Source organism: Geobacillus sp. FSL W8-0026 (assembly GCF_037966255.1).
GTDB lineage: Bacteria > Bacillota > Bacilli > Bacillales > Anoxybacillaceae > Geobacillus > Geobacillus icigianus.
The window spans coordinates 2,134,096-2,158,220 of record NZ_CP150194.1 but is presented as its reverse complement, the minus strand read 5'-3'; the positions used below and the strand labels follow the sequence as shown (position 1 = coordinate 2,158,220).

15 protein-coding genes and 5 pseudogenes are annotated in these 24,125 nt (G+C 43.2%); 19 read left to right on the top strand and 1 reads right to left on the bottom strand.

Translation table 11 applies throughout. The features are described from left to right. Nucleotides 1–4 precede the first annotated feature (4 nt). The 11 genes and pseudogenes from NST29_RS10785 (at nucleotide 5) to NST29_RS10735 (ending at nucleotide 11,655) form a co-directional block, all read left to right on the top strand. The gene (locus tag NST29_RS10785) at nucleotides 5–781 is read left to right on the top strand and encodes an ABC transporter permease (protein WP_339232148.1); all 777 of its coding nucleotides are present in this window, start codon (nucleotides 5–7) and stop codon (nucleotides 779–781) included. Beyond that, complete coding sequence (locus NST29_RS10780) at nucleotides 781–1,575, top strand: ABC transporter permease (RefSeq protein ID WP_081917050.1); 795 nt, start codon at nucleotides 781–783, stop codon at nucleotides 1,573–1,575. Before NST29_RS10785 ends, NST29_RS10780 begins: the two co-directional genes overlap by 1 nt. Before the next feature lie 174 nt (nucleotides 1,576–1,749). After that, entirely contained in the window at nucleotides 1,750–2,946 is a 1,197-nt protein-coding gene (gene lhgO, locus NST29_RS10775; RefSeq protein ID WP_033020906.1) for an L-2-hydroxyglutarate oxidase, read from the top strand. A 425-nt stretch (nucleotides 2,947–3,371) separates the two neighbouring features. Continuing rightward, nucleotides 3,372–3,779 (top strand): annotated as a pseudogene (locus NST29_RS10770) (IS21 family transposase); the annotation flags it as partial. Nucleotides 3,780–3,802: 23 nt separating this feature from the next. After that, nucleotides 3,803–4,546: pseudogene (istB, locus tag NST29_RS10765) on the top strand (IS21-like element helper ATPase IstB). 125 nt (nucleotides 4,547–4,671) lie between these two features. Then, the gene (locus tag NST29_RS10760) at nucleotides 4,672–4,887 is read left to right on the top strand and encodes a nuclease domain-containing protein (protein WP_235207619.1); all 216 of its coding nucleotides are present in this window, start codon (nucleotides 4,672–4,674) and stop codon (nucleotides 4,885–4,887) included. A gap of 61 nt (nucleotides 4,888–4,948) precedes the next feature. Beyond that, nucleotides 4,949–5,329: a hypothetical protein gene (locus tag NST29_RS10755; RefSeq protein ID WP_235207620.1), complete on the top strand. Its 381-nt coding sequence runs from the start codon at nucleotides 4,949–4,951 to the stop codon at nucleotides 5,327–5,329. After that, nucleotides 5,226–5,624, top strand: a complete 399-nt coding sequence (locus tag NST29_RS10750; RefSeq protein ID WP_324697463.1) for a hypothetical protein — start codon at nucleotides 5,226–5,228, stop codon at nucleotides 5,622–5,624. Before NST29_RS10755 ends, NST29_RS10750 begins: the two co-directional genes overlap by 104 nt. 223 nt (nucleotides 5,625–5,847) lie before the next feature. Beyond that, on the top strand, nucleotides 5,848–7,395 hold the full coding sequence (locus NST29_RS10745; protein ID WP_033020910.1) for a class I SAM-dependent DNA methyltransferase: 1,548 nt from the start codon (nucleotides 5,848–5,850) through the stop codon (nucleotides 7,393–7,395). Further along, on the top strand, nucleotides 7,392–8,558 hold the full coding sequence (locus tag NST29_RS10740) for a restriction endonuclease subunit S (RefSeq protein WP_033843617.1): 1,167 nt from the start codon (nucleotides 7,392–7,394) through the stop codon (nucleotides 8,556–8,558). The genes NST29_RS10745 and NST29_RS10740 overlap by 4 nt, the downstream gene beginning before the upstream one ends. 34 nt (nucleotides 8,559–8,592) lie before the next feature. After that, nucleotides 8,593–11,655, top strand: a complete 3,063-nt coding sequence (locus tag NST29_RS10735; RefSeq protein WP_033021297.1) for a type I restriction endonuclease subunit R — start codon at nucleotides 8,593–8,595, stop codon at nucleotides 11,653–11,655. A 440-nt stretch (nucleotides 11,656–12,095) separates the two neighbouring features. Here the strand turns inward: NST29_RS10735 and NST29_RS10730 are convergent, their stop codons facing one another. After that, on the bottom strand, nucleotides 12,096–13,544 hold the full coding sequence (locus tag NST29_RS10730; RefSeq protein ID WP_033019592.1) for an IS66-like element ISGst1 family transposase: 1,449 nt from the start codon (nucleotides 13,542–13,544) through the stop codon (nucleotides 12,096–12,098). Nucleotides 13,545–13,708: 164 nt separating this feature from the next. Between NST29_RS10730 and NST29_RS10725 the strand changes: the two genes are divergently transcribed. The 8 genes and pseudogenes from NST29_RS10725 to NST29_RS10690 all read left to right on the top strand — a co-directional run bounded on the left by NST29_RS10725 (nucleotide 13,709) and on the right by NST29_RS10690 (nucleotide 24,069). Then, complete coding sequence (locus NST29_RS10725; protein WP_339232145.1) at nucleotides 13,709–16,021, top strand: ATP-dependent helicase; 2,313 nt, start codon at nucleotides 13,709–13,711, stop codon at nucleotides 16,019–16,021. Next, nucleotides 16,014–18,545 carry a PD-(D/E)XK nuclease family protein gene (locus NST29_RS10720; RefSeq protein ID WP_235207624.1) on the top strand — a complete coding sequence of 844 codons (2,532 nt, stop codon included), beginning with the start codon at nucleotides 16,014–16,016 and terminating at the stop codon, nucleotides 18,543–18,545. Before NST29_RS10725 ends, NST29_RS10720 begins: the two co-directional genes overlap by 8 nt. Beyond that, on the top strand, nucleotides 18,520–20,199 hold the full coding sequence (locus tag NST29_RS10715) for a UvrD-helicase domain-containing protein (RefSeq protein WP_231559822.1): 1,680 nt from the start codon (nucleotides 18,520–18,522) through the stop codon (nucleotides 20,197–20,199). Before NST29_RS10720 ends, NST29_RS10715 begins: the two co-directional genes overlap by 26 nt. A 13-nt stretch (nucleotides 20,200–20,212) precedes the next feature. Beyond that, nucleotides 20,213–20,398, top strand: a pseudogene (locus NST29_RS10710) (PC4/YdbC family ssDNA-binding protein); the annotation flags it as partial. Nucleotides 20,399–21,389: 991 nt separating this feature from the next. Next, on the top strand, nucleotides 21,390–21,908 hold the full coding sequence (locus NST29_RS10705; RefSeq protein WP_033021287.1) for a hypothetical protein: 519 nt from the start codon (nucleotides 21,390–21,392) through the stop codon (nucleotides 21,906–21,908). 175 nt (nucleotides 21,909–22,083) lie between these two features. After that, nucleotides 22,084–22,308, top strand: a pseudogene (locus tag NST29_RS10700) (restriction endonuclease); the annotation flags it as partial. Nucleotides 22,309–22,462: 154 nt separating this feature from the next. Further along, nucleotides 22,463–23,328 (top strand): annotated as a pseudogene (locus tag NST29_RS10695) (Rpn family recombination-promoting nuclease/putative transposase); the annotation flags it as partial. A 249-nt stretch (nucleotides 23,329–23,577) separates the two neighbouring features. Further along, on the top strand, nucleotides 23,578–24,069 hold the full coding sequence (locus NST29_RS10690; RefSeq protein ID WP_033021283.1) for a hypothetical protein: 492 nt from the start codon (nucleotides 23,578–23,580) through the stop codon (nucleotides 24,067–24,069). The last annotated feature ends 56 nt before the right edge of the window (nucleotides 24,070–24,125 follow it).

The following is a 24,125-nucleotide window of genomic DNA, read 5'->3' as shown; positions in this document are numbered from 1 at the left end:
CTCCTTGTCTATCAATATTCACATCATGGACAGGAAAAGCAAAAAATATTCAGCTCACTTTATGATGTGGCTGAATAGTTACCATTTTTTTACTGATTCTTACTATTTACATTCGTTATGGCTGACAATCAAAATAAGCCTGTACACTGTAGTGGTATCCCTGTTGCTCGGTTATCCTGTAGCATTAACAATGGCTAAATGTTCCCCGCGTGTCCGCGGATTATTAACTTTGCTTGTAGCCTCACCGTTGCTTATTAGCGTTGTTGTTCGTAATTTCGGATGGTATCTTCTCTTATTACCAAACGGGACAGTCCATCAATTATTAATTAGCCTTGGTATTACCACTTCACCGCCTAAATTGTTATTTTCGGAGATAGGTGTCGTTATAGGACTGTCTAATGCCTATTTACCATTTATGATTTTATCGATTGCTACAAGTTTATATAATATTGATCCATCTCTTGAGAAAGCTGCAGCCATTCTCGGCGCCGGTCCTCTCCGTTCATTTTGGTCGGTTACTTTGCCCTTGAGTTTACCAGGGATTGTATCAGGGGTCGTGTTGGTCTTTAGTATGTCGATGAGTGCCTATGTGACTCCAGCGCTGATGGGGGGGGCAAATGTACCTATGCTTCCGGTTGTGGCTTATGACCAAATTATTAACTTACTGCGTTGGACGTACGGATCTGCCATTTCGTATATTCTCCTTGGCATTACATTAATCATGGTTACTATTTTTACTCGAATGATGGAAAAGGGGCGCTATCGGGAGGTGTTTCGCTAATGAGTATTTTGAGAAGATTGAGACTATTACTAGCCATAATTAGTCTCATTTACATCTTAATCCCATTGGTTGTAACCATTCCGGCTTCACTTACCAGCGCCAATTATCCGAGTTTTCCGCCAAAGGGTTTCTCATTACAATGGTACACCAAGTTGCTAGAACGGCCAGAGTTTGCCGAAGCTTTTTGGAATAGTGTAAAATTCGCTTTTTTAGCATCATTGTTTTCAGTCTTGTTGGGAACATTAGGAGCTCTTGCTATTGCCAAATACGATATACCTTGGAAATCTTATCTTGTCTCGTTGTTAACTGCTCCGTTGACTGTTCCACAATTGGTACTGGGCATTGCCTTATTAATTTATTTCACGCCTATATTGTTAGCGGGTACTCCGACGGGATTTTTGATCGCTCATATTATTATTTGTGTACCATATGTAGTTCGTTTTGTCCTAACAGGATTAAGTGGTTTTGATTACAATTTAGAACGGGCAGCGGCAATTCTTGGAGCTAGTCCGGTGCTTGTTTTTTGGAAAGTAACATTTCCTTTAATCCGGCCAGCGGTCTTATCCGGGGCGTTATTCTCTTTTTTGACTTCATTTGATAATGTTACGGTTTCATTATTTATGGTGTCTCCTGAGATGAGAACATTGCCTTTAGAAATTTTTTCAACAATGCAAGATGCATATAGTCCAATTGTCGCTTCGGTTTCGAGTGTTGTAATTTTGATTTCAATTGTACTTATTTTGATTTTAGAGAAAATTCATGGTGTTGGAAAACTGTTGGGAAGTACCCACTAACCGTTCACTTTATTGTGATTGCTTACATGACGAAGCATCGTGTTAAAGATGGGGAAGAATTTCCCCGTTCTTTCTTTTTTGTCGGTGGAAAAAAGCGGAAATTTTTTAAATGATGTAGAGCACAGCGGACAGAGACTATTCCGAAAAGAAAGTATGAAATAAGGAGATCTTAACATGATTCATATAGCCGTTATTGGAGGAGGAATTGTTGGCTTAGCTGCCGCTTATTCTATTAAGCAGGCTAGACCAGAGGCGGAAATTACAGTGATTGAAAAGGAAAATCATTGGGGGGCGCATCAAACAGGCCATAACAGCGGTGTTATTCATTCAGGGATTTATTATAAACCTGGAAGTTATAAAGCAAAATTTGCGAGATCAGGAGGGGAAGCGCTCATTCGTTTTTGTCAGAAATATGGGATTCCTTTTGAACGATGTGGAAAAGTGATTGTAGCCACGAGTGAGCAAGAGCTTCCACTCTTGAAAAACTTATATGACCGTGGGTTGCAAAACGGTCTGAATCTCGAGTTGATTGGTCAGGATCGTTTGCGAGATTTCGAACCGTATGTTCGTGGGATCAGGGCTATTCATGTAAAAGAAACTGGCATCGTCGATTATAAGAAGGTTTGTGAAATAATAGCATCACTATTAAAGGATGTAGGCGCCGAACTATTATTAAATACAAAGGTGGAGCGAATCGTAGAAGAGCGTTCAAAAGTCCGCGTAATTACTAACCGCGGCGCCCAATCATTTGATTTTGCAGTTAACTGTGCAGGGTTGCATAGCGACCGTATTGCTCGTGCTTCGGGAGTAGCAATGGACCTAAAAATTGTTCCTTTTCGTGGGGAGTACTATAAGTTGCGTCCTGAAAAACGCTACCTTGTGAAAAACCTAGTGTATCCTGTTCCGAATCCACAATTTCCTTTTCTTGGCGTTCATTTAACAAGAATGATCAATGGTGAGGTGGAAGTGGGACCAAATGCTGTACTTGGATTCAAGCGTGAAGGATACAGAAAAACGGATGTGGATGTCAAGGACCTGCTAGATACTTTCTCGTTTAGGGGGTTTTGGAAATTAGCCTTGACGTATTGGCGAGAAGGAATGGAAGAAATGGTCCGTTCATATAGCAAAATATCTTTTGTAAAAAATGTCCAGCGTTTGCTTCCAGATGTAGAGGCGGACGATTTGATCCCGGCGCTGGCAGGCGTACGCGCCCAAGCATTGCGCTCTGATGGAACACTCGTTGATGATTTTTACATTATTAATACGAAGAGAACCGTTCATGTTTTAAATGCCCCATCACCTGCAGCAACAGCCTGTTTTCCTATCGGAGAGGAGATCACACGGCGAACTCTGGAGATGACGGGACGTTGAGAGCAGTTTGCCCGGCGCAAGCGAGGCTTGCGACGGCACTGTGCGAAGGATTTTCATATCTTTAGATCGCTTCAACCCTGCGAGTGTGAGGTTATTGTGGTTATTATTAAAGAAAAAACATGTTTTCTCTACTGTAGCCTTATGGTGGAGTAGCGGGGTTTTTTCGAAAGACGATGGACGGTGAAACGGGAAAAGTAGACCATGCATTTGGAAACAGTCGGGATGAAAGGAACTTGTTACTCCACCTTCTTCAGCAAATAAATCTCCTCTTCCACCCGCGCGATTGTTTAGTGCAAAATAAAAATACAGAGTTCTGCAACAAAAAAGTGCAGAGCTTCATGGCATAAAAAAAGCTTGCCAGCCCCTAACATTTCCTCTACTGTGGAAGTTGTGAACACATAACCAAACAGTGGAGGAGCGAAAGGATGCTGACAATGCCCGAAATTCATCGTATCAGAAAACTGCGTGAAAAGAAAGGGTTGTCGATTGCGGAAATTTCCCGCGAAACGGGATATAACTGGAGAACGGTCAAGAAATACGCAGATGGAGACATTTCTGTCCAACCCACTGTCAAACGGAAAAAGGGGATGAGGAAGGATACGGACAAATCATTGACGACTGGTTAGAGGAAGATGCCAAGCTGCCGAGAAAACAACGGCGAACGAACAAGACGATGTTTGAAGCGCTTTGTCGTGATCATGGATTTCAAGGCTCCTATCACACCGTTTGCGGCGTACGTGCAAAAACGAAGACCGCAGCTCAAGCTCGAGAAAGAACAGCGCTATGAACAACTAGAGCACCCGCTAGGCGAGGCACAGGTGGATTTCGGGAAGTGACGGTCGATGGGGAGGCGTTTGTGGTTCATAGCATCCCGGTTCCCAACCGTATCCTTATCAAAGCGGAGCGATTCGAGCAGGTGGCCTACGAAACTAAGGAACAGTTTTTGCGTGATGTGTTGGCGTTGGAGCTGTCGTTCCGTCAGAAAGCAAAACAGGCTCGATTGATCAAGAAGGCGAAGTTCCGGGAGTTGAAATGGCTCAACGATGACGAATGGTCGGACCAGATTCATTGACCGACCACGACCTCCAAGGAAGAACTTTGCGACCTTCGCTTTTTGGAGCAAAAACAGAACGTCCTGCTTTTAGGTTCGCGGGGAACAGGAAAAACCCATCTCGCCACCGCATTAGGGTGAAAAGCGTGTGAACGGGGCCATGAAGTTCGGTTTTTCCGTGTCGCCGATCTTGTCGCCCAGCTCGAAGAGGCGTTAAAAGACGGCACCCTCGGACGGCTCAAACGGCAAATCGACACATGCGAGCTGTTGATTTTGGATGAACTCGGCTATGTGCCTTTCCAGAAGCAGGGGTCGGAACTGCTGTTTCACATCATTGCCGATTGTTGTGAACGAAAAAGTGTCATCGTGACATCGAATTTAGAGTTTGAACAATGGAATCGGGTGTTTGGGGACAACCGCCTGACGGCGGCGCTAGTGGATCGTTTAGTCCATCACGCCCACATTCTCGCGTTTACGGGAGAGAGCTACCGCTTGCGGCACGCGCTTTCTGCCGTTCAGTCGCCCCCTTCTCACTCGGTTGAACGATAAATTCATGGAGCAGCCAAGCCTATGTATTTTTTCTTGCAATTCTCTGCACTTTTTGCTTGCAAAAAACAGCCAAATACCGCCTGGACTTCGCCGTTTCGGGCAGCTCATACGAAAAACGGTACGGAATGTCAGGCCCGATGGAAGACGACATCAACACGATGCACCGCTACCGCGATTCACTTGTCGCCCGCCGCGGCGGCCCATACGAGCGCACCGCCTTTGGCGCCTACGTGCCGTTTCCGTGGCATGACGAAGACAGCTACCAAGCGCACCCGCGTACAAAAGCATCAATGACGTCAACATCGGCGGCCTGCCGTTTTTGCCGAACACCACCCACCTAGTCAAGCAGTTCATCGAGCGGCTGATTGAAAAGAATCCCGAAGAACTGAAAACGAAGGCATTTTGCCGCAAGGGATCATCGAAGAATGGCGGTCGGCTTTCGATGAGCATGTGCTTGTCGGCATGGTCCCAAGCGCGCGGCATTACGAAGCCTACCGGAAACACCGCTTCTACCATATCCCGGTCAAGCAGCTGAAAAAAGGTTGGCAAACGGCGCGCTACATCGCCCTTTACCTGAAGCGGGGAGCTGCCCCGCAAAACGGGGTCACGTGCTTCGGCAAAATCGCCGACGCGAAAATCGTCAAACGCTCGGCCATCGCCGAGCTGCCGAAACGAAGCGATGACGAATACGTTCGCTTCGAAATCGAAAGCTGGAACTTTCTCCAAAACCGTCATCCGTCCCGTCGGCTACGGCATCGCCGTTTACGCGATGACGACGCTTAATACAATCAAACAAGCAAAAGAGCTGCCCGAGCTGTTCATGAAATCAAGCGAGGAAATTGCCCTTTGGCGCTTGCTGCGGCGACTGTCCGACCGCGTTCGCTTCGACCTTGACGCCCGCTACTTGGACCAGGCATCAAAAATCACGGCATACCGGGTCAAAAACTTGCTCATCCGCCTTGAAAACGGCCTGCTCACCATCACGAGCGGCGCGAAGCGAAAAACGATCGCCGCTGAACTGCTCCGCAAGCAGCCATCGGCCGTGTTTCGCGAAGTGGTGGGGATGATGGGGGAGTGAATGATGGATGACTATGTAGGTATGACAGGAAAACAAGGTCGCACCTCCATGAACAAGTGGTGTGCATGATGATCAATTTTTGTTTCGACAAATTTCGATATTGTTTTCCGGAATGTTTTAGTAAAATAGATCTGAGCCCATGGTCAAACATGCTTGGATTGTTTCAACGCGTTGAAAAGAACGGTTCTTTCTATATTTTGAAACTAACAGGGGTGAACAGAATATGACTGTAAAAGCAGACATCGATTTTCAAAAGGATTTATTTGAAGCAGCCAATAAAATGCGCGGGAGTGTGGCCCCTGCTGATTATAAACATTATGTTCTTCCGTTAATATTTTTGCGCTATCTTTCCAATAAGTACGAGCAGCGTCGAAAAGAATTAGAGCAAATCGTAAAAGATCCAAGCAGCGATTGGTATACGGAAGATGATGAAATGCGGCAAATCATCATCACCGACCCGGACCAATATAAGGCGGAAAACGTCTTTGTAGTGCCAGAAGAAGCAAGTTGGTCTTATATTATGAAAAACGCCAAGCAGCCGAATATTAAAGAAATTCTTGATAACGCGATGAAGCGTCTTGAAGAGGAAAACCCAGAACTGGAAGGCATATTGCCGCGAATCTACCAAGGTTCGAACTTGCCGCCTGAAAACGTGGCAGGATTAATCGAAATTTTTTCTCGTGATGTATTTAGTGCCAATACGGATGACAGTGTAGATATATTGGGCCGTACATATGAGTATTTCATTAGTTCTTTTGCCGCTTCCGAAGGTAACAGAGGCGGAGAATTCTTTACACCATCTAGTATTGTTAAACTGCTTGTTGCCATGCTGGAGCCGAAAAGCGGGATTGTGTTTGATCCGGCGTGCGGCAGCGGCGGGATGTTTATACAAAGTGAAGAATATGCGCCAAACAAACACGCACTTTCGTTTTACGGGCAAGAAAATGTGGTAACGACTGTACGTCTTGGAAAAATGAACGTTTTATTGCATGGCATCAATGCGGAAATTCGTTTAGGAGACTCGCTGTTAAACGATCAGTTCCCTGATTTAAAGGCCGATTACGTGATTGCCAATCCGCCGTTTAACCAAAAAGACTGGGGAGCAGACCGTTTATCAAAGAATGACCCGCGCTTAATCGGACCAGTCACAAACAGCAATGCGAACTATATGTGGATGCAACACTTCCTATATCATTTAAATGATACAGGTACAGCAGGATTTGTCATGGCAAACGGAGCCATGACGACGAATGTCAAAGAGGAGAAAGAAGTTCGTCAAAAATTAGTGGACGAAGGATATATTGACTCCATTGTTCAATTGCCTGAAAAACTGTTTTTTACCACAGGCATTCCATGTTGCTTATTCTTTTTAAGCAAAAACCGTGACGGCAAAAACGGCTATCGGGCAAGAAAAAATGAAATTTTGTTTATTGATGCCCGTAAAATGGGGACACTCGTCAGCCGCAAGCAAAAAGCGCTGTCCAAAGAAGAAATTGATAAAATTGCCGCTGTTTATCGCGCCTACAAATACGATGGGGCAGAAGGATATGAAGATGTTGCTGGTTTTTGCAAAGTTGCAACAATTGAAGAAGTACAGGCAAACGACTACAAATTGACACCGGGGATTTATGTTGGGACGGAAGTATCCAATGAAGACGATGTACCGTTTGAAGAAAAAATGGTTGAATTAACTCAGCGTCTTTTTGAACAGTTTGAAGAATCGAATCGCCTTCAAGAGAAGATTAAGATGGACTTGGAGGAATTGATGTGAGTAAATGGATTGAAGGAAAATTAAGGGACTTAGTCGAGGTAAACCCTACCGTAAAACTTATAAAGGGTGAAATATATCCGTTTGTAAGTATGGATGTTATTCAACCTTTTTATAAACCAGTAGAAGCAAAGGAAGAAAGAGAATTTAAGTCTGGCGGAGCAAAATTTGAGAATGGTGATACACTTTTTGCGCGAATAACACCCTGCCTTGAGAATGGCAAGATTGCACAGGTGAAAAACCTTAAAAATGGGAAAGGTTTTGGTTCAACCGAGTTTATCGTATTACGTGGTAAAGAGGGTATCACAGATACAGATTTTGTGTATTATCTTGTGACTAACAAATCATTTCGTGAAAATGCTGAAAGGTTGATGGTAGGTACATCGGGGCGACAGAGGGTAGATAAACAACAATTTGAGGACCAAATAATTTCGATACCTGACCTTGAAACGCAAAAAAGAATTTCATCCATTCTAGGTAGTATTGATAAGAAAATAGAACTCAATGTAGAGATGAACAAAACCCTCGAAGAAATGGCAATGACGCTTTACAAGCATTGGTTTGTTGATTTTGGACCGTTTCAAGATGGGGAGTTTGTGGAATCGGAATTAGGAGTTATCCCAAATAATTGGAAAATTGGTCAAGTTAAAGATTTGGCAAAAGTATTAAGTGGTAAACGTCCTAAGGTTAAAGATATAGGTGAATACCCTATATTTGGGGGAGGGGGGCCTATGGGAGTTACAAATGAATATTTGTATAATGAACCTATATTTATTACTGGTCGTGTAGGGACAATTGGCAAGGTATTTAGAGTTTCAAAACCATGTTGGCCTTCTGACAATTCTCTGGTTTTAATCCCCTTAAAAGTATATTACTATAGTTTTTTATATGCTGTTCTTAAAAATATAGATTTTTCTCTAATAACAGGTGGTTCGACTCAACCATTAATAACACAAACAAGTTTAAAGTCTATAAAAGTAATAATACCACCTGAGGAAACTATAGAACAATATAATAAACAAGTGTTAACATATTACAGTTTAATAGATAAAAATGATAACATTAATAAACAACTTAGTGAAATAAGAGATTATCTCCTTCCTCGCCTTTTATCAGGTGAAATTGATGTATCTAAAGCAGAAAAACAAGTAGAAGAAGTACTTTAAACAAACTTAAATTCAACTAGGAGGTGCAAGCAACATGACGAGACCTCTAGGTGAAACGGAATTTGAAGAAACAACGATTGAACGTTTAAAGCGGTTAGGTTATGACTATCTTCATGCGCAGGAATTGTTTCAGCGCGGAGAGCGGGACAGTCTTCACGAGGTAGTTCTATACGGTCGGTTGGAAGCCTTCTTAAAGAAGGCTTATCCGACCATACCCGAACATGAAATAAAAAGACTTGCTCAAGTACTAACAGCGCCAGATGGTGTAAAACTGATTAACCGGAATATGCATTTCCACAAAATGTTGACGAAAGGACTTGAGTTCTCTTATGAGGTAAACGAAGAAACATACACACCTCATGTTTTCCCGATTGACTGGGAACATCCGGAGAACAATGACTTTTTAGTGGTCAATCAATTGCCGATTGAAGGGCGCATGTCCCGCCGGCCAGATATCGTTATATACATTAATGGTTTGCCGCTGATTGTATTTGAGTTAAAAAATCCAAACAACGAGCAGGCGACTGTTTATGATGCATATACCCAAATTCAAAACTATACGTATGATATCTCGCAATTATTTAACTACAACGCTTTTGTTGTCATTTCCGATAACGTGGAAACGAAGCATGGAATGCCGTTTGCCGATTACGATTTCTTTGCCTCATGGAAATCGATTGATGGACGAAATGTCGATAACAACCGCGCCAATACGATGCGCACGCTGATTGAAGGATTATTCCCGAAAGATCGTCTACTAAATTATATTCGTAATTTCATTGTCTTTTTAGAGGAAGGAAGTAAAATTACAAAAGTTGGCGCGAAATATCACCAATTTTTTGGCGTAAACTTTGCTGTCAATGAAGCGATACGTGCGACGCGACCTGACGGAGACCGGAAAATCGGAGTTATGTATCATACAACGGGTTCGGGTAAATCGCTAAGCATGTTATTTTTCGCAGGAATTTTATCGCGCCATCCTGAAATGGAAAACCCATCTATTGTCATTCAAGTGGATCGCAATGACTTAGACGAACAGTTGCATGATACGTTTGTGCAAGGGAAATCATACATCGGCAATGTGCATCACGCGGAAAGTACCGAACAGTTGCGGACATTACTGAGAGGGGAAGCCGGACAAATCATTTTCTCTACCATTGAAAAGTTCCGTAAGAAAGAAGGAGAAACTAAGCATCCGGTTTTATCGGAAAGACGAAACATTGTTGTGATTGCTGATGAAGCACACCGCACCCAAGCCGGTTTTGCAGGTGGATTTGCTGCTCAATTGCGTTATGCTTTACCGAACGCTTCCTATATTGGATTTACGGGAACTCCGGTCGATTTTGTTGATAACAATACAGAAGAAATTTTCGGACATATTATCCACCGCTACGATATGGCTCAGGCGGTCGAAGACAAAGCGACATTGCCCATTTACTATGAGAGCCGCCTAATTCCGCTTGATTTATCTGCTGAGGACATTGATGAAAAATACAAGAAAATTATCATAGAGGCTGGGGGAGACGATGAAGAGTCAGAGAACTATAAAAGAAAATGGGCCGCTCTGGAAAAAGTCGTCGGTACCCCAAAACGGCTCCGTCGTTTAGCCAAAGATATCGTATCACATTTTAACCAAGTCGCCAATCCGTTTCAAAAAGCAATGATTGTCTGTATGAGCCGACGCATTGCGGTTGATTTGTATAATTATCTAAGAGAAATTCCGGAATGCCCTCCTGTTGAAGTGATTATGACAGGGGATGTATCAAAGGACCCTAAAGAGTGGCGCGAAGTCCAGCCGGGAAGCAAATATGCGCATATTAAATCGAAAAAAGAGCAAGAAGAAGTGAAAGCCAAACTTCGTGATCCAGAAGATCCTTTGAAATTTGTCATTGTCGTCGATATGTGGTTAACAGGAATGGACGCAAAACCGCTTTCTTACCTTTATGTCGATAAGCCAATGAGGGGACACAATCTTATGCAAGCCATTGCCCGTGTAAACCGCGTGTTTCCGGGAAAAGAAGGCGGAGTCGTCGTTGATTATATTGGAATCGCTACTTCACTAAAAGAAGCAACTCATAAATATACGCAAAGTGGCGGCACGGGAAGTCCTACTTATGATATTTCAGAGGCCGTTAATATCTTCATGGATCATCTGAAGACAGTAAGAGGATTTATTCCAAGTGAGATTGATGTGCAAAACTGGCGGGCAAAACCAAAGATAGAGCGCGAGGACTTCATTGCAGATCTTGTTAACATTCTTTTAAACCGAGATCCCGAGGAATATATCCAAGCAGCCACCAGACTAGAAAAATCGTATCAGTTGGTGAAACATCAACCGGAAGTGCTTGAACTTGCAGATGAAGTCATGCTCTATTTAATGATGAAAGCACAACTTCGCAAACATTTGCGGCCACCAATTGAAAAACCGAGTGAAAATAAAACATTAGAAGAGCGATTATCAGAACTCATTGATAACAGTCTGTTAGCAAAAGAAACCGTCGACATTTTCCAAATAGCAGGAATTGAACGCCCAGATATCAGCATATTGGACGATGCGTTCTTGGCAGATTTAACAAAAAAAGAGCATGTAGACTTGCGCTTAAAGTTGCTGAAAAAACTTTTAGAGGACCAAATCAAAGTGACATTTAGCCAAGGAAGCCCACAGTCAAAGGCGTTAAGCGAACTTCTAGAGAAAACGCTAAAAGATTACCATAATCGGGTTATTCAGGCTGCCGATGTGGTCAGGGTTATGATTAACATGCGCAAAGAGATGGAGGAGGAAATGCGCAAGCGACATGACTTAGGACTGTCAGAGGAAGAAATTGAATTTTACAAAGCGATCACTGCTATGGAGCAGGAAGCGTTCTCAAACGAGTTTCTTGCTAGTTTAATCCATAAGGTGGTCAAAGCCTTAAAGAAACAATTAGCCGTAGACTGGACAAGTCCTCACCGTCGAGATGTTTACGCTAAAGTGAAATTAGCCGTCAAGCAAGTGCTCATGAAGGAAAAAATTACGGGGCAACAATTACAATTCTTAACAAACAAATTCATGGAACAAGCCGAGCAACAATATAAAGACTGGCCAATGAATGCGTGATCATGCAATAAATGGTCTATTTGATGAATGGGGCATAAAAGTTATGCGGTCGGCTACTAACAGGTGTAGATTTCACTATAAGCAAGCATTACGATTTTTTACAACCTTTTTCGTTCTAGCATCGAGCTTTTGAAAGCCAGTTCTGTTGGGAAAATTTTTATTTGTTTTAGTCGCCTCTCGTTTTCTTATGTGTCAGGGGAACTGAGGGGCGATTGATTCACCTGGCCATTGTTCAGAACAGGTGCACTAGCGTATAAATTCTGTAACTAAACCGCTATTTTAGTATAAAATAGGGATGTAAGTTACTGTATATAAATATTATAGGAGTGTATACCAATGAATGAGGCCAAATATTCTGTCCTGCTATGTAACTATTCACCCCAGTGCTAGTGTATAAAAAAGCCCAGCACAAATAGGGCATTTCGGTCATAGAAAATGCCCTAGGTAGCGGAAAGAACTCGATCGATCGTTTCGCCTGCCAACAGAAGACATAACGAATCCCACACGTTTTTTTCGTGTTTCGTCAGTGTGGAAACGATGCTTCTTGCGATGCAAAACGACTGCGCGAATGTTTCTTCGCGAAACGTACCCGAAATGTTCTCTTTGACTTTGACCATGCGAAGATCGCGTTCGGCTTGGTTGTTATCAAAGGGAACATGTACTTCACGTAAGAAACGCAGCGCTTCTTCCTTTCGTTTTTGAAGGCGTCGAACAAAAGCGAGTGCTTTTTTCGGAAGAGGCGTCATCGTTTCTAATCGGTGTTGTGCTCTTTCTAGGATGCGATCATACACTCGTTCCCACCGTCTCGCTTCTTCTTCGGAAAGTGCACCGTGATGGGCTTCGACGGCTTGCTTGGCGGCTAACAGAAACGTGGTCATGCGCATCGCCCACGTATGCCCCTGTTCGATGAATCCTTTTAACTCACGCAAATGGTGGGCATGACAAAGGGCATGGGTGGCATGTGTGTATTTCGGATACGTACCGAACGCATCGTGCATCATCGTCCCTTCATATCGGGGAAGAATCCCGATATCATCGGTCGCTTTTTTTCCACGAGAAGCGTGAGGAGCCAAGTATGTATATCTCGATGTACACGCGACATGCACCCATGCGAGTTTCCCATTGATGCGCAAACTCGTTTCATCGACATGCAGGATGTTGGATTCAAGTAAGGCGTCTTCGATGATGTCCATATTGGATTCCAACGATTCGCGTCCTCGTTTCACCATATTGGCAAGAGTTCCCGTACTAATCGAGTGTTGATATAACGCTTCGATTGTATCACTTAAACGCTTGTACGGGATCAATTGGATATGATGTAAATAAACAACGAGCGCCGTGAGCCGTGGACCGTATTGCACATGATTCGTGACATGGGATGGGAATTCGGCTTGTTGCACGCATCGACAATGTGGACACGATTTCACTTCACGTTCATGTTGTGTCACCTCGATCGCCACAGGAGGGACATCAAACACTTGACGGATATCGACTTTGAACGGTTTGACTTCACGCAAAGAAGCTCCACATCCTTGACACGTATGCACACGGTGGACGACACGATGATGTGGATGTTCCACTTGACGGAGCGTCTTCCCCTCATGTCCCTCTTGCCCACCAAGCTTTTTGCCAGACGGCTCGCGGGAGGAACGCTTTTTCTCAAAACGGTCAGAAGATGGGGGCAAATGGCTATTGGAGCTGTTTTTTTTCGTGCGTGCTTCCAGCTCTTGAACACGGTACTTCAGTTGTTCATTTTCTTTGCGTAGCTGTTTGTTTTCTTTCAACAGTTGCTCAATGACTTGTTGTTGGTGAGTAATGAGCTGCTTTTGTTGTTGGGCTTTGCTGATTAAGCTTTCAACTGTAAATACAGCTTGTTGTACCGTCAACATGCGATTCACCTCCTTGTCTATCAATATTCACATCATGGACAGGAAAAGCAAAAAATATTCAGCTCACTTTATGATGTGGCTGAATAGTTACCCTGCTATTTTCATCTGATATTCGGCAAATACGAGCAAGCGAACTTCGGCAATATATCCAAAGCGGCCGCAAGGTGTATTTGCTTGCGTTTGATGATCCGCAAGAATTATTAGAGGATCCGATTTTGCATGAAGCGCATAAGAAAGAATTGCTCCAAGTTTCTATTGTTCGCTATGCACCAGAATGGGAACGGGTATGGGCAGTGATTGAAGATGGCAAAGTTAATGACTCTCAATTATTGGATTATCTTGATCAAAACAGTGCTTTTAATAAAGGACAGTATGAACTCGAACATGCCTATAGCCGCGGGCATTATATTGTGAAGGCAGGAGCAGGGACGGGAAAAACGACGACGGTGATCAACCGGATCATGTTTCTCAAGCATATGCAAGGGGATCTCGATTTACGTTCAGTTGTCATGATCACGTTCACAAACGAAGCTGCTTCCAATATGCGTTCAAAGTTGTTAGAAAAGATAAAAAACTATTACGATTTGACGAAGGATAAAAAATATTTAGAGTGGATGGAAGAAGCAGGACGGATGTTTATCGGCACCATTCACTCGTTTGCTAGGGAGTTTCTCGTGACAGAAGGGCAAACGCTAGGTTTTTCGCGGTCGATGGAAGTAAGGAGTTACAAACATGAGCGGAGACGGCTGATCGAAAAGTATATTGACCAGTTCTCGGTTGAATGCCCAGAGGTATACGAACGTTTTCGGCATATTCCCCACTATCAAATCATTCGTTCTTTTATCGTTATGATCGAGCAGTTGCATAACAAATCTCTTTCTGTTGAAGCGATTGGGCAGCTTGATTTCGGGACAGACAGCTGTGGGTTTCATGAATTTGCCGATTATGTCATGAAACGTGTTATTCGGGAGCTTGATGAACAGAAAAAGACGGAGGAAACGTTACAAATTAGTGATTTAATCAGCCGTCTAGCGTCGCTTAAGAATCTTTCTTCCGATCAACTCGATTTGCCGATCCGTTATTTATTTGTCGATGAATTCCAGGATACGGATGAATCACAGACAGCATTCATCAGTTGGTTGGCAGAGAAGTATGGTTGTCAGTTGTTTGTGGTTGGGGATGTGAAGCAAAGCATTTATCGGTTCCGGGGGGCGGACTATACGGCGTTTCTTCAATTACAACAACACATGGAAACAGCGAATCACCTGTATAAAGAGTATTCGTTGCAAAAGAATTACCGATCATCACCAACATTATTAACACAACTGAATGCTTTATTTCAGAAATGGACAAAAACTGTTGAAAAGTTTCCATTTGATGATACGGACAAACTGATTCCGGCACAAGAGAAAAGCTATGGAGAAGGTTTAGTTGCGTTAGATATAGATGATGCCACTCTAAAATTTTTGCTTCGCCGTTTGTATCGTGAACATGTTGTCGTCTTAGTCCGCTCAAATCGTGAAGTGCTAGAAATGGTGGATAAAATTGAGAATATGGGGTTCTTTTGTGAAGCAGCTGTGTCCGGAACGTTTTACCGTTCATTTCCAGTAAGGGAATTTTACCTGTTGATCCGGAGGTTTACCCACCCGTATGTTCCGAAGGATCGTTATCTCTTTCACCAAAGCTCTTACGGAGAGAATGAACTGACTATCGCCAAAGTGTTATCAGCTTATACGCCGGAAACGTCTTTTATTCTTGATCTATTGCAGACATTTGACAATATGGAACGGTGGGAATGCCAATGGAACACGTCATCCGCCCTTGCTGTGTTGCAAAACATCATTGATGAAGTTCGGCCGCATGAAGTCTTTCGGCTGCGCTACTACAACCAGTTGAGGTCCCGGTTTCCTGATGGAGATGTGGAGATGCATCGGAAAGAAGCCATTGCGAAAATGAAGGAATACAAAATGAACTTGGACCGCCTTATTTTTTTCATCAAAAAGGAATTTGGCGATTTTCACGCATCTTTCTATGATCTGGAGAAATTTTTAGCAATCAAAATGGCAACAGATACTTCGGAGAATGAGCTGAAAATAACGAGGGGGGTCAATCACCGGATCAAAGTGATGACCGTCCACAAGGCAAAAGGATTGGAGTTTGACTATGTGCTCATGCCCTTGACGCGTCATTCGTTTATTAAGCAAGGGAAAACGGATGTGATGTTAATTTCCGATCGAGCGCAGTGGAAACTCGGATATAGCATTCATTGGGGTGATATGGAGTTTGAAAATAATTATTACAATGAATACGCCGGATCAGAAAAGAAAGAATTGATCGGCGAAGAAGCTCGACTGCTGTACGTAGCGTTGACGCGGGCGCGAAAGGCGGTTTATGTAAACAGCTCTTCCCCAATGAATCCATATCAAGCGCAGTGTTGGAGTGACTTGTTAGAAAGCGGGGAGATGTTGGTTGTTTGAAGTCAAGTACTACCAGCACACAACACATTTTTACGAACGGTTCAGAATCCGCGAAGGCGAAATCCATCTTACGCAAAGTACTGCTTTGGCACAGTATTTGAGAAGTGTCACCGGGGCATCGAAAAGCCAAGTACTGGCATATCATTCGTTTGTAAGGAAGCTGTTTCCTAATTGGAATCATCCACATACTGAAATCTATTTGCGGTCGATGATACGCCAATACATTCATCAACATGCTTCGGAAGAATCGATGGACTATTTAGAGAAGAAGGTTCGCGATTTTTATTTATCTCTCCGTTTTTTAATCGAAATGGGGATGACACGGTTGTTTGACTTTCCGAGCATGCAGCTGAAGGAAGAACAAAAATTTCTGATTGGCATGTTCGAGCAGCTCAGACATGACCCTATCGTCGTCAGCTATCGGCAAGAACGAGCACATCTGACCAAGAAAAAAATAGCGGAGACATTGAATATTGATACTGACATTCATACCGTATGTGTTCATCATTTCGATTACATTGATGCTGTACGGATGATGATGTTTTATCAATTGCAACAAATAGGATTGCATGTCATATTTTATATTCCATTCAATTCCAATGCTCTAAATGTTTATCAAACATGGCGTGAAATTTATGAGCGGGTGAGCGGAAGCGAGTATAGCCGTTGGGAATGCGTCGAGAATTCCCAGCCGCGCCGAGGCGCGAAATTTGCTCGCTATTTGGGCGATCGTTTTCTAGATCAGGAAGATCCATTGCGCCACGTTCGTTTTCTCACTTTTGGTCATCCGACAGAATTTAAAGAGTATTTGCAAAAACATCCGATTGTAAGAAACCATCATGAAGTGGTGGCTAAATTTGAAAAGGATTTAAACATATACACAAATTGCGCTAGAAATGATCATTTTTACGCCAGCCGCTATGGACAATTTTTCTTGTCTTTGCAAAACTGCAGAAAAACAAACGATGGCATTGTCTTAACTTATGACGATTACGTCAACATGATGACGTCAGGGTGGGTGCAGTTTGGACATGTAAACGGCACGCAAGCATTGACGTTGCTGATTGATTTGCGCAGTTATATGGACGGCGTGAAAAGTTTTCGAGATATCATGGAACGCCTGCAAGCGCTTGTTGATCTTCAAGAAGTCAGCCGCGTATTTGATGAAACTGCGAAGGAACAGGCGGGGAGCCACCGACTGAAGCGCTATTTAAGCAACCCGTTTCGCTGTTTTCCATATGTGCATCAGTCTCGATACGAAATCACTGTCAAGCAGTTGATTGAATGCACAAAAGATTTGGCTCGAAAAGTGAACCGTCTGCTATTGGGGGAAAGGGAAAAGAGAAATGTCAGGGTGTATATTAAAGAACTGAACGACATCTATGTGGCTGTGAGCGGCCAGTGGGAACCTAGTGCTAAACAAAAGATGGAAAAGTTATTTTCCGTTTCTATTCCTGCTGACTGGGAGTTTACGATGGAAGAGTTGTACCAATTTATTACATTGCACTTAGGTACAGAGGAAGATGAGGAAGACGATGATCAAGGCAGTCCACAAATTGTAAACATTGACCAGTTGGTTGGAAAAACGTTGATTGCACATAACATGCACGTAACAGGCTTATCGTTGCAAACGTTTCCTTGGAAACAGTCTGAAATGCCTCACTTGTTGACATATAGTTGGTTGAAAGAATGCATTCGCCGTTCATTTGTTGCTGAGAATCGAATCATGCGAATAAATGCACTTATAGTCGATTATTACTCACGAAATGTTACGAGAAATACTGCGCTATATTCCATTTATCATCTTCTAGCATATAGCAAGGGACAAATTACTTTTAGCTATATTAAAGATTTGTACGATCATGATGGACCAAGCATTTATTTCACTATCTTACAGGAATTGTATGAGCAAACGGAAGAAGTTGCAGAGGAGCAACCTGATGAGTGGAAATGGAAAGAAGAGACTGTTGTCCAAGAAGAGATAACGAAAGAACCGTTACAGGCTATACCTGATTTACTATGGCTGGACAGCGATTTTTGTCAGCGAAAATTCTTTTTCAATGCGTTTGTTGAACATCATCCGATTTACGAAAACGATTTTCACCAACAACAAGCTTTTGCGATCATCGGCAAACTTCTTGCTGAACAAGGGGATGGAGAAGCGCTGGTGCGGGAGACCATATTCCCTTTATTTCCGCAATGGACAAACGCGCACAAGCAGAACTTGTTGGATACAACCTATCGCTCCAGCCTAAGAACGTATAAATCATATCAAAATATTTATTATCCAAAGGCAATGAAGCGGCTTCAACGTTTAGGAAGCAAATATATGGTCACAAAAAATTGGAAAGCGAAATATCAATATGACCATGACACCTTCCGAATTGACGAGCATATAAAAGAATTTCTTGCAAGTGTTCAAACAAAGGAAATCGAAGCAAGAAGTGGACAACATTGCCGCATGTGTCCATTCCTGCATGTTTGTAAGGACGGTGAATATGTCATCGATGCAAACGACAGCTGATCTCCGTAAGAAACGTCTAGACTTTGCCAGACGATCAGCGCGAGCTTGGCAAAATTACTTCGATGCCCATGGTCTGTTGCCTAATATTACGCTAAGCCCTGAACAAATTTCCGTTGTCCAGCAAGACGAAGACCAAATGTTGATCAACGGTTCGGCAGGCACCGGTAAAAGTCTGACATTAATTTATAAGTTACTAAAAGTCATGGAACAGGAAAATGAACCGAAGCGCATTTTATATTGTTCGTTTAATACGACGCTTGTTGAAGATGCCAGAAAACGAATCGAGCAGTCAAGCAAGTTTCATGAGATCAAAGATAAACATACATTGCATATGGAAACTTTTCACTATATGGCGGCGAGGATTTTAAGGGAAATTGGTTTTCCCAATGCAGAGTTTTTACGGATCAACCTTGAAAACTTGCGGCGCTATGAGGACGCCATTACACGCCGTACGATAGCGCTTGTAGATACGTTTATGGAAAGCGAAGAATATAAAAAGCTGCCGCTGGAACAAAAACTTTATAAAACCCATGCGGGTACGTTTTTAATGGATGAAATTCTTTGGATGAAAGCGAACGGTTTTGTCACAGAAGAATCGTACTATCATTGTGAACGGGCGGGAAGGGGGAACATCCCGCGATTAACCAAAGAGCAGCGCCGAACGATTTTCTATTTGTATAAGGAATATGAGAAAATGTTAAAAAAACAGTTTCACGATCATTTAGATTTGGAAGATTATGCTTTGTTGCTGCTGAAATATTTTGACGATATTCCGGATTCATTGAAGTACGACTATATTTTTGTCGATGAAGTTCAGGATTTGCAGGCGATGCAATTAAAGGCCTTGGTCGGATTGGCCAAAAAATCAATTGTTGTCTCCGGCGATCCAAAGCAACGTATTTACAAACGAAGCCCGTTCTCGTATCGGGATTTAGGATTGCACATCGAGGGGAGAAAAACGAAAAACTTGCGAACAAACTACCGATCAACAAAACAAATCATGAAACTGGCGAGCAGTTTGGAGTTCATTGATGCAGAAAACGACCGTTTGGATGATCAACGTTTTGTGAGGGAAGGAAAAAAACCGTCGATTTACTTTTTCCCGAGCTCGAAAGAACTGAGTTGTCATCTAGTGAACCAAGTAAAAGTGATTCAGAAAAACGATCCGGATGCGACAATTGCTGTTATCCACCGCCATGATGGAGATACATATGCGATTAGTCAATGTTCGGTTCTTATGGAATTAAAGAAACACTTTGATGTCATCACCTCATCCCAATATGGAAGAAGATTTGACTTGAACAAACAAAAAAAGCCGATTTTGTTTACAGATGCATATAGTGTCAAAGGACTTGAGTTTGATTATGTATTTTTGATTCATTTTGACCGTGATCATTATCCGAATAAAAAGAGGATTGAAGAGTTGGATAAACGAGCCGGTGACAATAAAAATAGTGACGGCTACAAGGCAGATTTTGAAGCTATACTCAATGATGAAAAGAAAGTTCTTTATGTCGCAATCACTCGTGCAAAAAAAGAAGTGCAGTTGATGTATACTGGCCGCAACTTTAGAAGTATTTGTCCTTTTGTAAGAAATTTCTATAAAGAAGATTACGATGCCTTTGGCTTTGATTCAAGTATATATTCCAAGTAAGGGAGTGGTTTGTTTGGCAACGATTCAGTTTGAAATCAAAAAACGAATTGCGACGTTGTCTAGTTCGCCCAAAGGATGGAATAAGGAACTAAATCTTGTGAGCTGGAACGGATATCCTCCGAAATATGATATACGGGATTGGGATGCCTCACATGCGAAAATGGGCAAGGGAGTTACCCTTTCAGAAGCGGAAGTGAAGGAGTTATATTATGCATTAAAACAGCTGTTTGAAAAGAATTCGTCTGAAAACTCTAGCATACAAAATGGGGATTGGCGGAAACGAATCGATGAATGGGCGGAGAGCTCGCCGTTATTTATTCAACAAATCAAGAATGTACTAATATTCATGAACGAAAAAGGGTACCCTGTCGAGAAGCAAAGGCAATTACTAACGGGGATACAATCGGCATCATCTGAAGAAGCGTTGCAATACGAAATAGAAAGCATTAGCAGCATTTATCCTTCATTCTATAGGGAGTTGGGCAGCCTAATCCGAAAGTTAGAGGAAGGGGAATTGGGACAACTGTTTTTATATATTTGTGATCGCTAGAAGGTCAGTAAAAAGTACACTCTGGGGCAGGGGGGGAGGAGGCTCGTTTCGCCGCATGTGCACACAGCCGTGGGCAGCACTTAAGTGCGAATACTTCGATCCAATATTTTTTTAATGAAATTTGAGTATACTGAGCAACGAATTCCAGTCTTGGCGGTTAGTCGTTGTGAATGAGATGAAACAGCCTTCGCCCGCAAACACTTCCAAGACATCGGAACGGATGTGGAATTCATCGGACCGGAGAATGATGTCGAGCGGTTTATGTTACGAGCCTTAAGCCGTTGAAGGTGGGGACAAAACAGAAGCCAAGCGGGCTTCTGTTTTGTCTTAGCATTACATTATGAATTGCCCCGGTTGAATGCAAAATCTTTGAGACATCCAAGAGCACATTTCTGAGCAGCAACAGGGCGCTAGTGTATTGCACACTTAGAGAAATAGGAGTTGATAAAAAATGAGTTTCAAAGCGGAAGTGTTATGTGTTTTCATCGCTTCGCCATCGGTATAGAAAAGGGAGCAGCACCGCACCGCTCTTTTTGTATTTTTTGATTGGTCGACAAAGTTCGACGGCAACGTTTTACAAAAGTTGATACAATCAAATCAACTGAATCTTTTTATCTATGACAAAGGGAGGGGTCACGGGATGGCAACGATTCGTAAAGCGGATTATTACTATGGAGCACTTCTTTCCGCGCTGGTCAACGGCGGGTTGGCGCCGGCGCTGTTTGAAAAGGAAAATGACAACCGACAAATTTATGAAGTCACGACGAATAAAGCGAGCTATATTATGTACACGAAATACAACACGAATCCATCCGGCTCCAAAGATTTCACTTGGTCGTTTGTATTCAGTGATCATGAGATTGCAGAAATTAACAAGATTTATCTCGAACACAGCAAGGAAAAAGAAATCATGTTTGCATTTGTCTGCGCACAGAAACAGCCGAGTGACTCCAATCAAGTGATTGCCATCGTCCGTTGGAATGAGTTTCTCGAGTGTGTCGACCTGCAAAGACAACAAGTTCGAGGAACTCCGCGGCTTTCCATAAAAGCGGTGAAAGGCTCTCCCAAGCTTCGCCTCTACGGCAGCAAGCGCGCAGATGTATTGGATGGGAAAGATCATACGATCAAAATTGAACGAAATCGATTAAACAGTTTGTAATTAGGTGAAGAACACCGATGGATGGGCTTAGGTTATACGGGTTGTTCGTTTTGCCCCATCCTAAACGTATTGTCTACAGCGGGGAGCTACATGCTCATTGTTTCAGCTCCTGTTTTTAGAAGAATGGTTGCTTCACAAGCGGAGCGATTTCTTTTTGCAAAAAGGAGGAACCCGAATGTCAAAATGGTGGATGATCCGCGCGGGCGACCGCAATGAACTGATTCCGCTTTGGCTGGAAAAGGGCATCGCATCGATCGGCTGGGCGCAGTTAGGAAACCCAAGGCATTTTTCATCAAAGCAACAGCTTCAACAGAAGGCAGACGAAGTGTTTAACGAGGCCAAACCGAAATCAAGAAATAGCTGGGTTAATCAAGTGTGGCGTTTCAACCATTCCGTTCGTAACACGAGCGTTCGATACTGTTTGTATGACGGGGAGCAAGCACAAAACGGAGAGCTTTTTTCCTGGCTCTTCATTTTTTATATCGTACATGCAGGATTTTCGCCTCGTGCTCACGAATGATAGTTGGTGAACATCTTCATCGTGAGGTGATCGGATGGCCATTGACCATGACCGATTGTTCAAAGAGCTGATCCAGACGTTCTTCGAAGAGTTTTTCTTCCTCTTTTTCCCCGACATGCACGAGCATATCGATTTCCGCCATTTGTCCTTTTTGTCCGAAGAACTGTTCACCGATGTGACCGCAGGAGAAAAATACAGCGTTGATCTGTCGATCGAGACGAAGCTGAAAGGGGAAGATGGACTGATCATCGTTCATGTGGGGAATCAAAGCAACGTGCAGTCGTCCTTTCCGAAGCGCATGTTTGTCTATTTCAGCCGTTTGTTTGAAAAATACCGTATCCGCATTATTCTCGTTGCCGTCTTCAGCCATGATGCCCTCCGTGATGAACCGTCCGTGTTTTCGATTGAGTTTCCCTTTGGCGAGGTGTTGCAGTTCCCCTTTTTCCCGATGGAGCTGCGCAAGAAACACTGGTGGGATTCTATTCGGCATGACAATCCGATTGCGTTGCGGCTGCGCTGCTTGGCAAAATGGGGTATACTGAAAGTGAGAAAGTCGAGTTGAAAAAAGAGTTTTTGCGCATGTTGGTGCGATTGGAGCTGGATGAAGCGAGGCAGCGGCTGCTCTTGGGCTTTTTTGAAACGTATGTGAAGTTGTCGGAGGAGGAAGAACAACAACTGTAAAGAGAAGTAAAGGCGATGGAAACGAAAGAAAAAGAGAACATGTTGGGGCTGATCATTTCCTATGAGCAAAAGGGAAGGAAGGAGGGGTTGGAAGAAGGGATCGAACGTGGAATTCAACAAGGAATGAAACAGCTGATTCGTAACATGGAGCGCAAAGGAATGACGGTGGAAGACATTGCTCGGTTGGTGGATCTTCTAGAGGAAGATGTTCGGGGATTGAAGAGTAGGGAAATAAAAAACAAGGGGATGCCCAAGGGAATAAGAAGGTTGGTGACGACAAGCGGCCAATTGATCATCGTATGGACGGTATGGCCTAAGGATGCCGAAGGGCCGCAGCGTTTGTGAAGACCGTGACCGCGGAAGCGCCTTGCTTGATTACGAAATTCGGCGCCTTTCATCCTACGGTTTCCATTGCGGGATGAAAGAAGGTGTTGTTTCGCATCTTCTTGTGAGGGAGGAAGACAAAAATTGGATTTCCGTGATATCCCGCAACTCATTGCCCGAATGCTCATGGAAGTGATTCAAACGCATATACCGCACCAATGGATATACACCGCTGAACCATTCATCAATCCATACAACGGCAAGATCAGCTATGACTATTCCGGTGAAGTGAGGAAAATGAAGAAGGAAGAGTTCGCCGAGCTTGTCCGATCGCTGGGAAGAAGTAAGGGCTCGCGATTTTATTGTTCTCCGTTAGATGAGTTGTTAAACAACGTTTACATTGATCAATGGGTGCCGACGTATATGTCTAACTATGGAAAGCGTTGGGTGACATACTGTGACTTGCTTAGGGAAACATTTGATCAATGGAAGTACAGCCACTTTGAGATTTATGACGAGGACAGGAATGAGGTCAATGAAGATCTCAACTTGCAACTTGATGAAATATTCGAAGATTTTTTAGAGAATACTTCGCACGAGCCATTTGTTAGAGAAATTGAAAAAACGATTGCCTAATACGATGGATGTCACCTTGGAATGTTTCGGGTGTAGATGGCTTATATGACGCTTTG

Coding starts and splice junctions, on each gene's coding strand:
- NST29_RS10780 (WP_081917050.1), top strand. CDS start 781: ATGAGTATTTTGAGAAGATTGAGACTATTACTAGCCATAATTAGTCTC.
- NST29_RS10705 (WP_033021287.1), top strand. CDS start 21,390: ATGGCAACGATTCGTAAAGCGGATTATTACTATGGAGCACTTCTTTCC.
- NST29_RS10730 (WP_033019592.1), bottom strand. CDS start 13,544: ATGTTGACGGTACAACAAGCTGTATTTACAGTTGAAAGCTTAATCAGC.
- lhgO (WP_033020906.1), top strand. CDS start 1,750: ATGATTCATATAGCCGTTATTGGAGGAGGAATTGTTGGCTTAGCTGCC.
- NST29_RS10760 (WP_235207619.1), top strand. CDS start 4,672: ATGTCAGGCCCGATGGAAGACGACATCAACACGATGCACCGCTACCGC.
- NST29_RS10715 (WP_231559822.1), top strand. CDS start 18,520: ATGTCATCGATGCAAACGACAGCTGATCTCCGTAAGAAACGTCTAGAC.
- NST29_RS10745 (WP_033020910.1), top strand. CDS start 5,848: ATGACTGTAAAAGCAGACATCGATTTTCAAAAGGATTTATTTGAAGCA.
- NST29_RS10735 (WP_033021297.1), top strand. CDS start 8,593: ATGACGAGACCTCTAGGTGAAACGGAATTTGAAGAAACAACGATTGAA.
- NST29_RS10750 (WP_324697463.1), top strand. CDS start 5,226: ATGACGAATACGTTCGCTTCGAAATCGAAAGCTGGAACTTTCTCCAAA.